General features: G+C 29.2%; 8 protein-coding genes. 4 read left to right on the plus strand and 4 right to left on the minus strand.

Features of this window, described 5'->3' with window-relative positions:
• From Q0C58_RS03450 to htpG, 3 genes are all read right to left on the minus strand, one after another.
• Positions 1-2311: NACHT domain-containing protein (locus tag Q0C58_RS03450; RefSeq protein WP_290697544.1), on the minus strand; the 2311-nt coding region annotated here is incomplete at its 3' end.
• A gap of 381 nt (positions 2312-2692) precedes the next feature.
• On the minus strand, positions 2693-4930 hold the full coding sequence (locus Q0C58_RS03455) for an ATP-binding protein (protein WP_290697547.1): 2238 nt from the start codon (positions 4928-4930) through the stop codon (positions 2693-2695).
• A 258-nt stretch (positions 4931-5188) separates the two neighbouring features.
• The gene (gene htpG / locus Q0C58_RS03460; RefSeq protein WP_290697548.1) at positions 5189-7105 is read right to left on the minus strand and encodes a molecular chaperone HtpG; all 1917 of its coding nucleotides are present in this window, start codon (positions 7103-7105) and stop codon (positions 5189-5191) included.
• 320 nt (positions 7106-7425) lie between these two features.
• Between htpG and Q0C58_RS03465 the strand changes: the two genes are divergently transcribed.
• Complete coding sequence (locus Q0C58_RS03465) at positions 7426-8436, plus strand: beta-ketoacyl-ACP synthase III (RefSeq protein WP_290697550.1); 1011 nt, start codon at positions 7426-7428, stop codon at positions 8434-8436.
• 832 nt (positions 8437-9268) lie between these two features.
• Entirely contained in the window at positions 9269-9631 is a 363-nt protein-coding gene (locus Q0C58_RS03470; RefSeq protein WP_290697553.1) for a CoA-binding protein, read from the plus strand.
• Here Q0C58_RS03470 and Q0C58_RS03475 read toward each other — a convergent pair.
• The gene (locus Q0C58_RS03475; protein ID WP_290697556.1) at positions 9608-11119 is read right to left on the minus strand and encodes a sodium:solute symporter; all 1512 of its coding nucleotides are present in this window, start codon (positions 11117-11119) and stop codon (positions 9608-9610) included. The two genes, Q0C58_RS03470 and Q0C58_RS03475, sit on opposite strands and share 24 nt — an antisense overlap.
• Before the next feature lie 205 nt (positions 11120-11324).
• Between Q0C58_RS03475 and recR the strand changes: the two genes are divergently transcribed.
• Together recR and Q0C58_RS03485 are read left to right on the plus strand one after the other, a co-directional pair.
• Positions 11325-11942: a recombination mediator RecR gene (recR, locus tag Q0C58_RS03480; protein ID WP_290697559.1), complete on the plus strand. Its 618-nt coding sequence runs from the start codon at positions 11325-11327 to the stop codon at positions 11940-11942.
• Between the two features lie 6 nt (positions 11943-11948).
• A partial coding sequence (locus Q0C58_RS03485; protein WP_290697562.1) for a glycosyltransferase family 2 protein occupies positions 11949-12613 on the plus strand: 665 nt, incomplete at its 3' end.

A 12613-nucleotide genomic window follows, 5' to 3' on the forward strand; every position in this document is an offset into this window, starting at 1 on the left:
GAGCGCAAATCACCTTTATGAAAAAGTAGAAGAAATAAAAGAATATACTTGTTATTATTATAAGAAGAGTTCCTATAGCATAAATAGATTCTGAATTCACTAAAAGAAATTTGAATATTTTACTTTTTATGTTGCCTAACCATTTTTTATTTGTCAATAATAATAAAGCAGGAATCGATTTGTTGTTTTTAAGATTTTCGGGTATATCATCATAGATGAAATTGACTATTGAATTTGACCATTCATCAAATAAGATATTTGAGCTAAATTTTCCTTTAGAAATTTTTTTAATAATCTCCTGAGCTACAAAGTATTCAAAAAAAGATTTGTGAACAAATCTATAAAAACCATCATCTAATTCAATAAAGTAACAGGTTAATATTTCATTTTCAAACCCTTCTTTTTGGTAATCGGCTTCAAATTTTTTAATATCTGCTTTTTCGATATGTGATTTTAATTTTTTTAAGACATAATCAGAAGTTAAATAATATTGTTTTGCTGAAAATAAATCGATAGCTAATTCTGAAAAGAAATCTTTTACAAACGTGATTTTTTTAATATTTTCACTAAAAGCAGATTGTATGTTTTTGCTTTCTTGTCGGTTTATCCAATAATTAATATACTTGTTAATAGCTCCTCCATGTGTCTGAATATTAGTGACTTCATTTCTATATAAGTTAGGTAGCATTTCCCTAATAATGTGCATCATCGACGGACGTTTACATAATTCAAGAAAACTAGGGAACTGTGTAATCCAATTAAAGTATTCCTCACCTTTTAATGGATGATATTTTTTAATGTAATCTTGAATCTGTTCCTCGTTTAATAGAGATAAGTTAATGCTTTCGCAATATGGGTTTGTCTGTATTATTTGATCATCCTTTTTTACAATATTAAGAGTTTTTTCAAGTTCATACTTTGAAGTAAAATAAGATGGACGTCCAGAAATTATTAATTTATTATTTTTATGTGCCAATTGCCATATCTCATTCATTTGTTTATATCTGTCCTCATGTGTTCCTACGAAACCCATTTCGTCAAAACCGTCAAGCAAAAATAAAATTTTCCCTTTATGAATTAGAATATTAAATAAAGCATAGTCTACACCAATGTTTTCAGCTACAAACGCTTTTATTTTTTCTTCAATGCCACCATGTCTTGGAGAAGAATTTGTTAGAGATATTAGGACAGGAAACCTAATAATTTTTTTTTGGACTAAAATATCTGTTGCTAAAGTTTCTGAATAATGCCTAAGGAAAGAAGTTTTTCCCATTCCATAGTCTCCGAGTAATGCAAGATGTTTACTTTCGGGTGAATTTAATAACCAAGAATTAATATTGTCTTCAAGTTTTGATGTTTGAACTTCTTTTTGTTCTCCAATACTAAATGGAGGAGAAATGAATGTTTCTGCTAATGTTTTTTTGTCTTTCTCTTTCGCTACTGCTGAAAATAACTTGTCATGATTATAGTTTTCAACAATGCTTTTTAAATATCCATTGAAATCTATTAAATTATTTAATATATCATCTTCAGTTTGAGTAATAATATTTTTTTTATTGTGTTTTTCAAATTTCCCATTTGATATAATGTAATATAAATCGATAAAAGATGAATTATAATTTTCTTTTAATATTAGTTCTTTTGAGAAGTACTCTAGCTTGTCTTTTGTTTTCTCTATTTCATTTTTTTGTGTAACTTGGTTTATGTTTTTTTCAGAATATGATATGAAAATACTAAATTCCCTTAATCCATCTTGATATGATCCATACAGTATTTCATCTTTAATTGAATTATTAAGTTTTAGGTTGAATTTTTGGTATTTTAATTCAAAGTATTTCTTTAATCGCAATCTTAAGTGTGGAGACTCCGAAAACGTGTTTTTGGGAAACTGTATTTCTTTTATTTCTTTATTTCTATAATCATTATATATGAAACGTTGTTTAATATGCTTTTTGTTTTTTTTATTAAAAGTCTGATATAAAATATAACAAATAGATAAAGATAAAACTAAATAAATTGCAATACTATAATTGTCTAATTGTATAGTATATGTTGGAATGTTTAAATTAAACTGTTTATTTAAAATTATTATGCACCAATTTAAAATATTTTCAGAGATTGTTGGATTTACATAACAAAAAGCTAAGTATAATATTAATATAGCATATTTTGAGATGAAACTACTTTTTTTACTACATCTGTTTTTTTGAAATTTAAAGTATTTAACGATTAATAAGGAAAGCAATTTGTACACTATGTAAAATAGTATAATTGAAATTATTATTAAAAATATTAGTGTTTTTGTATTCATTTAAAATATTTTTTTGTGATTCTAAGCAGGAAACATTCTTGATAATGAAATTGAATTAATACAATTTATTATCATTATTAATACATGAAGTTTTTCAATTAAATTAAAAACAAACCTACAATTTTTCCTACAAAAATAAAATACGTAGAACTACGTATTTTTTTCACGATCAAAAGCCAAATTACAACAGTCTAGTTTCTATATTTTACGTTAAACCGTAAACGCCAAAATAAGGCATAAAAAAACCACCTAAAAAGGTGGTTTAGTGTTTTTAGAGATTACATGATTTCTTTTTCTGGTAATACAGTTTTTGCTTTGGTTTAACATTTACACGAAAGTAAAAACCAGTTTTATTATAGTATTTAGTTCTTTTTTTGCGAACTAATTCATTGTGCTAATTCCATTTACTACCTGTTTTATCCTGTCTTTAACTAATGCTGCATATAGTTTTTCGATTTCTATGGGTTTCCATAAAATGTCATTAAAGAGCTTGGCGTCTTCTTCGTTTTTAGATAGCATAACATCTGCAGTAATAACAAAAATAGGAGTGTCACTATTTAAATTGTTTTGCAATCTAATTAATTTTGTGGCGTCAATACCATTCATTTCTGGCATGTGTAAATCCATTAAAATAAAATCGTATTTTTTCTTTTTTGCGCATGCAACCGCTATTTTACCATTTTTAGCATGTTCAGTTTTAATTCCCCATTTAGAGAGTACTTTTGCTATTAAAATAGCATTTATAGCAGTGTCTTCTGCTAATAACACAACCTTGTTTGTAAAGTGATTAAAAATAGGTTTGTTTTTACTAATGTTTGTTGTTGCTTTTTCTAAAGTAATTGAAAAATAAAATTTAGAACCTACAAGTTCTTTACTTTCTACATTAATTTCGCTGCCATGTAGTTTTACTAGTTTTTTAACAATAGCTAAACCAAGTCCTGTTCCGCCTTGCTTTCTGGTCATTACAGGTCTAATTTGTGTAAAACTATCAAAAATTTGTGAGCGGTCATTTTTAGAGATGCCATTTCCGGTATCTTGAATGCTAACTAAAATGGTGTCATTATTTTCGCCTTTGCTTTCTAATTTTAAACTAAAGGTAATCTTACCTTTTTGAGTGAATTTAATGGCATTACCAATTAAGTTAGTGATAATTTGTGTGAATTTAGTTTGGTCTAAAAGATAGTTGTTATTTTTAGGGATTTCGTTTATTAAAACCAGTTCTAAATTTTTATTACTAGCTAGTTTAGCATGTAAGTTTAAAATATCTGAGCATATATCATTTAAATTAGTATTGTCTAATTCTAAAGCTGTTTTTTTAGAGTCTAGTTTAGTAAAGTCTAAAACATTATTTACAATATGAATTAGGTTTTTAGAGGCAAATTGTAAGCTATTAATTAGTTTTTTATTTTCACCTTCTACTTGATCCTCCAGAATGGAAACAATAGTAGTCATTGCATTTAATGGTGTTCTTATTTCATGGCTCATTACAGAAAGAAACTCTTGTTGTAATTTTACCAATTTTTGATCATCCTCATTCTTTTTTTTAATTATTTTTTGTTTTTCTTTTTGAAGTAAAGCTTCATTCTCTAACACATTCATCTTGTTTATTAAGTTATAGTTTTCTATAACTTGTTGCGTTTGTGTGTTCATTGTTGCTTCCTTCTCAACAAGGTATAATTCTAGGTATTTAAAGGATTTATTGTTTTTATTACTATTTTTATAAATAGAATATAATAGATGGTATGCCTTTATTTTGGTCATAGAAATATTATACGTAATAGAGAGTTCTAAACCTTCAATAGTTTTAAGTTCTGCCTTTTTTAATTCGCCTAATTTATAATATAGTTTTCCTAGTTTAATAAAAGCCATACATGTTCCCATGATTTCTACTACTTTTTTATAAGTAGCGATTGCTTCTAGAAAATCGCTTTCTGCTTTTTTAAATTCACCTAAGGCTAAGTGTACTTTTCCACGACCATAAATAGCAAAACCATAACCTCTGGTATCTCTAGACTGTATTTTTAGTTTGATAGAATGTTCTATCATTTGCATAGCAATAGCTAGCTTATTTTTTTTTAGTAATAAACCTGATAGATTATTAAAAACATTAGACTCTAAGTTAATGCAAGGGATTTTTCTAGCATTTTTTACAGCATTTTTATAAAAAGTAAAAGCATTAGATTGATCTCCAAGATATTCGTAAGCTGTCCCAATTGATTTTTCTGCTCTAGACTGATTTTTAAAATCGCCATACTTTTTATAGATCCTTAAGGATTCGATTAAGTAAAGTAAACCTTTGTGGTAATTGTCTGTTTTATAATGTACACTACCAATATTATATTTTGCATCTGCAATACCGTGTTCATCATCTATAGTACGAAAATAGGCAATCGCTTCTTTAGAATGTTTATTAGAATTTTCGTAATCACTAATAATCATATAGTATAACGCGAGTTGGTTTAAGCTTTTCCCTATTAAATGGTTGTTTTTTAATTGTTTACCAATTTCTAATGCTTCTTTAGCGAGAGCAATACTTTTTGGCAAGTTAAATGCACGACCTGAATAAGCATTCTCAAGAAGTAAATTTGCTTTTTTACTGATTATTAGGTTGTTATTCATTTGGAGTGCTGAATTATGTATGTAAAGCTAATAAAAAATATTTAATATTGTGTAATTTTTAATGTTCAGATTTTGGTTTTTTACTTTTTTTTAAGCAAGCGAATTGTTTATGTATTGATAGCCAAACCTATAATAATACGTTTTAAATATAAGCGACAAAAAAACCACCTTGAAAGGTGGTTTAGTGTTTCCGCGAAAGCGAAAAAAAGTGTTTTAATTTATGAGATTCCTGCCTTCGTAGGAATGTGGCAGAAAGCATTATTTTATCATCTCGTAACTACGTTTTACAAAATCACTCAATTCTTTTCCTTTTAATAAACCTTGAGATAGTCTAGCTAAATCTAAACTTTGGTTAATTAAACGCTCTTGAATCTCTTTGTTTTCTGTATTTAAAATTTCGCCAACCAATTCTGAGTTTGTGTTAACAATTAAGTTATACATTTCTGGCATGCTACCAAACATTTGCATTCCGCCTCCACCACCAGACGCTTGCATTTCTTTCATGCGACGCATAAATTCTGGTTGCGTAATCATAAATGGAGTTGCTTCGCTATCTTGAGCTTCTAATTGTACCATGAATTTATCTGAAGGAATTATACCTTTTAATACTTCGTCTAATACTTTAGTTTGCGCTTCGTCTAATTTAGAAATTGTTGTTTCGTCTTTAGAAATTAATTTATCTATAGCGTCTGCATCTACACGAGCAAAAGTAATGTTCTCTTTAGTGCTTTCTAATTTCTGCATTAAATGCGAGATAATGGGAGAGTCTAATAATAACACTTCGTAACCTTTAGCTTTTGCAGCTTCAATGTACGTGTGTTGTGCATCTTGATCGCTAGTATAAAGAATTACCATTTTACCATCCTTGTCTGTCTGGTTGGCTTTAATAGTGTTTTCTAATTCTTCGTAAGTATAATACTTATTGTCTACTGTTGGGTATAAAGTAAAGGCATCTGCTTTTTCAAAGAATTTGTCTTCAGAAAGCATACCATATTCTATAACAACTTTAATATCATTCCATTTTGCTTCAAAATCTTCACGGTTACTGTTAAATAATGACTTTAATTTATCTGCAACTTTACGTGTAATGTAAGATGAAATCTTTTTTACTGCGCCATCTGCTTGTAAATATGAACGCGAAACGTTTAATGGAATATCTGGAGAATCGATTACACCACGTAACATGGTTAAAAATTCTGGTACAATACCTTCTACATTATCGGTTACAAACACTTGGTTTTGGTATAACTGGATCTTATCCTTTTGCATGCTCATGTCTTGAGTCATCTTTGGGAAATATAAAATTCCTGTTAGGTTAAACGGATAATCTACATTTAAATGAATGTGGAATAATGGATCTTCAAATTGAGAAGGATATAACTCGCGATAAAAACTCTTGTAGTTATCATCTTCTAATTCTGTTGGTTGTTTTGTCCAAGCAGGATTAGGATTGTTAATAATATTGTCTACAGAAATTTTTTGTTGAGGCTCTGTTGTTTCTTTGCCTTCAGCATCTTTTGTAGTTGCTGGTGTATGCTCTGGATCGTTAACTTCTTTAGTTCCAAATTTAATTGGAATAGGCATAAACTTATTATACTTAGATAATAATGAACCAATACGTGCTTCTTCTAAAAACTCTGTAGAGTCTTCTGCAATATGAAGAATTATTTCTGTACCTCTTGTTGTTTTGTCTGCTTCAACTAAAGTAAATTCTGGAGAACCATCGCAAGTCCAATGTGCAGCTATTGTGTCTTCTTTATGAGATTTAGTAATGATTTCTACTTTTTCGGCAACCATAAATGCAGAATAGAAACCAAGACCAAAATGACCAATAATTCCAGAATCTTTTGCTGAGTCTTTATATTGATCTAAAAATTCTTCGGCACCAGAAAATGCAATTTGGTTAATGTATTTTTCAACCTCTTCGGCTGTCATCCCTAAACCTTGATCGATAATGTGAAGTTTTTTACCTTCTTTGTCAATTTTAATCTCGATTACAGGATTTCCGTATTCAGATTTAGATTCTCCAATACTTGCTAAATGCTTTAACTTTAAAGTTGCATCTGTACCATTACTTATAAGTTCACGTAAAAATATTTCGTGATCACTGTACAAGAATTTTTTAATTAACGGGAAAATGTTTTCTACCGAAACATTAATATTTCCTTTTGCCATTGTTGTTTTTTTTATGCTGTCACTTCGAGTGCTTTGAGTTAGCGAAAAGTGTATCGAGAAGTTCTCGATACTTCAGCTAAAGCATCAACTCGAACTGACGAGTTTTATTATTAATTTCTTCTATAAATTACTTGACAACAAAAATGCCAATTGATTAAAAGTGACAAAGTGTCAAAACAGATTGCTATGCACGCATAACTAAATAAAGTTAAATGCTAGATTGTTTGTTTTGTAAACGTTTAAATTTGTTTTAGAAATTACAGTTATTAACAGTAATAAAATAGATTCTCTATTCAACAGAATAAAAGCAACGCATTTTTATGTACAATTCAAAAATAATAGGACTTGGTAAGTATGTGCCAGATAATGTAGTAACCAATGAAGATTTGTCTAAATTCATGGATACAAATGATGAATGGATTACAGAGCGTACAGGTATAAAAGAGCGTCGTTGGGTAAAAGAAGGTTCTGGAGACACAACAGCAACAATGGGAGTAAAAGCTGCCAAACAAGCGATTGAGCGTTCTGGAATTGATAAAGATGATATCGATTTTATAATTTTTGCCACCTTAAGTCCAGATATGTATTTTCCTGGACCAGGCGTGCAAGTACAGCACGCTTTAGACATTAAAACAGTTGGAGCACTAGATGTGCGTAACCAATGTTCTGGTTTTGTCTATGCTATTTCTGTGGCAGATAATTTTATTAAAACTGGTATGTATAAAAACATATTAGTTATTGGTAGCGAATTACATTCTCGTGGATTAGATAAAACAACAAGAGGAAGAGGTGTTACAGTAATTTTTGGTGATGGAGCAGGAGCAGCAATACTAACAAGAGAAGAAGATACTACAAAAGGCATTTTGTCTACACATTTACATTCGCAAGGAGAACATGCAGAAGAGCTTGTTTTAGTTGCACCAGGAATGGGAAAACGTTGGGTAAATGATATTATAGCAGAAAACGATCCTAATGACGAAAGTTACTTTCCACACATGAATGGACAGTTTGTATTTAAAAATGCAGTGGTTCGTTTTAGTGAGGTGATTATGGAAGGTTTAGCAAAAAACAATCTTGATAAAGAAGCTATAGATCTATTAATTCCACATCAAGCAAATTTACGTATAGCACAATTTATTCAAAGAAAATTTGGATTAAGCGACGACCAAGTATTTAATAATATTCAAAAATACGGAAACACCACTGCAGCATCTATACCAATTGCTTTAACTGAAGCTTGGGAACAAGGAAAAATAAAAGAAGGCGACAACGTTGTGTTAGCCGCTTTTGGTAGTGGCTTTACTTGGGGAAGTGTAATTATTAAATGGTAATAATTACTTCTAAAAAAAGGAATCTTATCATTAGAAATAGAAATTTCAATAAATAGGTCTGACATTCCGTACTTGATACGGAATCCATTATAAAAAATAGATTCTGCGTCGTAGAGCAGAATGACAAAATAGAATGAATTAAAAAAAACTTAATGTATTTGCGAATTTTAAAGTGGAAGACTAATTTAAATTTATTATTCGTTTTGCTAGGTTGTATTATACTTAAGATGTGTGTGTTTATTTTATTGCGACAAAAACTTCACTTTAACAAACATAGTTTAACATTTTAATATAATTTTAAATTAAAAATCCCAATGCGTCAACATTGAGATTTCTTGCTATAAATCATATAAACTTAAGGTGTTTACGAACGCTTTAATAGAAGACTAATTCAATTTAATTTATTCGTTAACTGTGTTTTGTTTTTAAGTAGACGACTAGAATGTATTTTTATTACATTGATAATCAGTATTTAACATGTTTTTAACATTGTGTGTGTCATTTTTGTCTACAAAAAAACCTGAAACATGAGTTTCAGGTTTTCATCGCTATTAATCAATTCTATACCGATTTAATAAAATCTGTTCAAAAAAATAATTGTTGCAAGTGTAGATATAATTTTATTAGGATTTTTAATAAAAACTAGATTTTATAATGAGACAAATAATAAAATTTAAAAACCCAAAACTGATCAAGTTTTGGGTTTTTTTATATAATAGCCATACAAACACTAACCATTAATTTTTTGTATTGCTATTAAATATGTAAGCTTACATTATACAGACGACTTATATTTGTAGTAGTTACAGTAAAAAATAATAATATTATTTATATGAGTAAAAAAACACTAGTATTTGGAGCTTCTACAAAACCACAACGCTACTCTAATATGGCAGTTAGAAAGCTAGCAAATTACAATCATGAAACTGTAGCATTTGGCTTGCGTGAAAGTGTGGAATATGGTGTTGTTATAGATACAGTGCTAAAACCATATAAAAATTTAGATACAGTTACTTTATACTTAAACCCTAAAAGGCAGGAACAGTATTATGATTACATTGTATCCTTAAATCCTAAACGTGTTATTTTTAATCCAGGAACAGAGAATCCTGAGTTTTATAATATATTAAAAGAAAATAATATTGATTTTGAAATTGCTTGTACGCTAGTTTTATTGTCTACGGATCAATATTAAACCTATAAAGGTTAGAAGTCCATTAATAATTAAGATCTCGAAACCAACCACATAAAAATTAAGTTTCGCATATTCTTCAGCGCACTTCCATAAACTAGTAGTGCATTCTAGTTTTGAATCTTCCAAGAAGTAAGCATAAATTTGTGAGCTATAATTAATTAAGATTGAAAGTAAAACCGAACTAATAGCAACTATTGGAACTAATTTATCTTTTACTTTCCATTTAGTAAATAATCCAAAAGCATACAATCCTAATAAAGGACCATACGTATATCCAGCAAATTTAAAAAGTTTTGAAATTACACTTGCGTCTTTAATAAGATATTTAAAAGCAACAATAACTAGTATTAAAACTAAAGAAATTATTACATGTATGCGCTTTCTAATTTGTACTTGTTTTTCAGGAGTATGTTTCTTTTCAATATCTAAAATATCAATACTAAAAGAAGTCGTTAAAGAGGTTAAAGCAGAATCAGCACTACTGTAAGCAGCAGCAATTAAGCCTAATAAGAAAAAGGCAAATACACCAACACTTAAATGGTTTTTTGCTAGAATAGGAAATAGGTCATCTTTGTGAGCATCAATTCCGTTTTGTTGTGCATAAACTGTCAGTAATAAACCAAGACTTAAAAAAATAAAGTTAACAATAGTTAGCACAATGGTAAACCAAAACATGTTTTTTTGTGCGTCTTTTAATGTTTTACAAGTTAAGTTTTTTTGCATCATATCTTGATCTAAACCTGTCATAACTATTGCTATAAAAGCACCAGAAAGAAATTGTTTCCAAAAGTAGTTTCCAGATTTAAAATCATCAAAAAAGAAAGTTTTACTTAAATCACTATCTAATACAAATCCTAAAACATTACTTCCATTTAAACCTAATGCATCACTAACAAAATAAATTGCGACACCAACTGCAATAAGCATAAATAGGGTTTGTAAAGTGTCTGTCCATACAATTGTTTTTATTCCAGATTTAAACGTGTATAACCAAATTAGAAGTACAGTAATAGTAACGGTTTGCCAAAACGCTACACCAAGTTCATCAAATAAAATAATTTGTAAAACATTAGCAACTAAAAACAATCTAAAACTTGCTCCAATTACTCTAGAAATTAAGAAAAAGGAAGCGCCAGTTTTATAAGAGTAATTTCCAAAACGGTCTTCTAAATAAGTGTAAATAGAAGTTAAATTAAGTTTATAATATAAAGGAAGTAAAACGGTTCCAATTACTAAGTAACCTACAATATATCCTAAAACTACTTGCATATAACTAAACTGGGAAGTTTCAATCCAACCAGGAACAGAAATAAAAGTCACGCCAGAAAGCGAGGCACCAATCATTCCAAAAGCAACAATATACCATGGAGATTGTTTATTTCCTTTAAAAAAGGCATCGTTTCCAGAAGCCTTTCCAGTGAAATATGAAATTAAAATAAGCACACCAAAATAGCCAGCGATTAGTAATATTATTTGTGTTGCAGTCATGTCAATAGTTTTCTAGAGTCCAAAATACAAATAAGTTAAAAGTTACAAGTATTTAAAGTTAGAAAAAGAACTTAAAAGTATTTAAACTTTGAAAGTATTTAAAGTTATTATCGCATTCTTTGTGAATCTCAGTGTAACATGATTTGCAGATTTTAGATGACAAATAAATTCGTGAATCCGCGGCAAAAGCACTAATTTAGCAACTATGGAATTCTCTTCAAAACTTCTTGAAAATGCCGTTAACGAAATTTCGCAATTACCAGGTATTGGTAAGCGTACAGCTTTACGTTTGGCATTGCATTTACTAAAACAACCAAAAGAGCAAACCGCTAATTTGTCTCAGGCGCTGTCTAATATGCGAGAAGATTTAAAATTTTGTAAATCGTGCTATAATATTAGTGATGTAGATTTATGTGAAATCTGTGCAAACCCATTGCGTAAAGACGATGTTATTTGTGTGGTTGAAGACATTCGTGATGTTATGGCAATAGAGAATACAGCGTCTCACAAAGGTTTGTATCACGTTTTAGGTGGAAAAATAAACCCTATAGAAGGTATTGGACCTCACGATTTAAACATTGTTAGTTTAGTAGAAAAAGTAAAAACAGGAAACATTAAAGAGCTTATTTTTGCTTTAAGTCCAACAATGGAAGGTGATACTACTAATTTTTATATATTTAAACAATTACATGGATTAGAAATTGAAACATCAACCATTGCCAGAGGAATATCAGTTGGAGATGAATTAGAGTATGCAGATGAAATTACGCTTGGTCGCAGTATTTTAAACCGTGTTCCATTTGAAGCCTCATTAAAAAATTAACCGCTTTTGCAACTCTCTATCATTATATTAAACTACAATGTGCACTACTTTTTAGAGTTGTGTTTGCAAAGCGTAGAAGCTGCTATTAAAGGTTTAGATGCTGAAATTATTGTAGTAGATAACAACTCTCAAGATGATAGTTGTGAGATGGTTAAAACAAAATTTCCGAATGTAAAACTCATTGAAAACAAAGAAAATTTAGGCTTTTCAAAAGGTAATAATATTGGCGTAAAACAAGCCATAGGTGAATACCTTTGTGTATTAAATCCAGATACAGTTGTAGCTGAAAATACGTTTAAAACACTTTTAGTTTTCGCCGAAAAACAAAACAATCTTGGTATTGTAGGTTGTAAATTAATAGATGGAAATGGTAATTATTTACCAGAAAGTAAGCGTAATGTTCCAATAACTAAAATTGCCATTAATAAAGCTTTAGGGAATTCTAAGTACTATTATGCAAACCATTTAAAAGAAAATGAAATAGGCAAAACAGACGTTTTTGTTGGTGCTTTTATGTTACTAAAACGTGGTGTTTACAACCATGTTAATGGATTTGATGAGGATTACTTTATGTATGGTGAAGACATAGATTTGAGTTATAAAATTAAAAAAGCAGGCTTCCAAAGTTTCTATTATGGAGAAGCTACAGTTATACATTATAAAGGAGAAAG

It is taken from the genome of Lacinutrix sp., from assembly GCF_023299985.1.
Taxonomy (GTDB): Bacteria; Bacteroidota; Bacteroidia; order Flavobacteriales; family Flavobacteriaceae; genus Lacinutrix.

Bases quoted from the DNA above. Each gene is read 5' to 3' on its own strand.
- recR (WP_290697559.1), top strand. From the start codon at position 11,325: ATGGAATTCTCTTCAAAACTTCTTGAAAATGCCGTTAACGAAATTTCG.
- Q0C58_RS03475 (WP_290697556.1), bottom strand. From the start codon at position 11,119: ATGACTGCAACACAAATAATATTACTAATCGCTGGCTATTTTGGTGTG.
- htpG (WP_290697548.1), bottom strand. From the start codon at position 7,105: ATGGCAAAAGGAAATATTAATGTTTCGGTAGAAAACATTTTCCCGTTA.
- Q0C58_RS03470 (WP_290697553.1), top strand. From the start codon at position 9,269: ATGAGTAAAAAAACACTAGTATTTGGAGCTTCTACAAAACCACAACGC.
- Q0C58_RS03455 (WP_290697547.1), bottom strand. From the start codon at position 4,930: ATGAATAACAACCTAATAATCAGTAAAAAAGCAAATTTACTTCTTGAG.
- Q0C58_RS03465 (WP_290697550.1), top strand. From the start codon at position 7,426: ATGTACAATTCAAAAATAATAGGACTTGGTAAGTATGTGCCAGATAAT.